Below are 1,056 nucleotides of genomic sequence, written 5' to 3' on the forward strand. Positions count from 1 at the left end.
ACGAGAGCGCGGGAAATTTCGCGGATAACTTTATCCGCATGGGCAAGCAGGGCGTACAGCAGCTTAACAAGCTCGGCGACGCGCTGGAGGACGGGATAGCTAAGAAGCTGGGTGTGAGCAAGGCTGAGCTTGAGGGCGTAAAGATAGTGCTTGCGGCGATAATAACGCAGATAGCGGCGGCGCAGATACTCGGCAAGCTCGAAGGCGTTACCATCTCGCTCGAAGTGCTGCGCACGGCGGCTCTCAAAGCGGGCACATCGCTGAAAAACAGCATGACGGGCGGCAGTATAGCGATAGCTGCGGCAGCGGCTGGCGGACAAATGCTTGCAAGTATCATTGACGGCATTACGGAAGAAATCGACGAAGCGCACGACCCCCTCACCGACCTCAGCGCGGACACGCAGGGGGTTGTGAACGCGGCGCACGAAGCGGCTAAGGCGATAGCCGAAACGTCGCAGAAGTTTGATGAGAACATGAACAGCGCGGAGGAAAGCAGCGCGGCGTATGTCGGCATGGTCGATAGGCTCGAAGAGCTGAACGCGCAGACTTCGCTTACCTCGGCGGAGCAAGCCGAGATGGAAAGCATAGTGCAGTCGCTCAACGAAGGAATGCCCAAACTGGGGCTTGCAATAGACAGCACTACGGGGCACTTGAACAAGAACCGCGCGGCTATCGAAGCGGTGGTCACAAGCTATAACAGGCAGGCTAAGGCACAAGCGGCGCAGGAAAGCCTTGTCGAGCTGTACAAGGAGCAAGCAAAAGCAGAAGAAGCGCTGAAAAATGCGACCGATGAGCGCACTGCCGCTCTTGCAGCGGGCACTGATATGCAGAGCGATTACGGCGCGGCTGTCAACACGGCATACGTTACGGCTTCGGAAGCTATGCGCACCGTAAACGAGCAGATAGACGCGGCGAACACCGCGATAGCCGAGCTTTCGGAGCAGGAGAAGAAGTCGGCAGACTCGGCGCTTGCGAATATGTCGGAAATACAGCTTGCCGCTCAGCGCACCCACAGCGTCATATACACCGTCGGCGAGGACAGCTACAAAGTCAGCG

General features: G+C 57.9%; 1 protein-coding gene. It reads left to right on the forward strand.

The annotated features are described in order from the left end of the window. A partial coding sequence (locus tag LI114_RS13555; RefSeq protein WP_227221110.1) for a hypothetical protein occupies positions 1 to 1,056 on the forward strand: 1,056 nt, incomplete at both ends.

Source organism: Ruminococcus sp. 210702-SL.1.03 (assembly GCF_020559915.1).
GTDB lineage: Bacteria > Bacillota > Clostridia > Oscillospirales > Ruminococcaceae > YE71.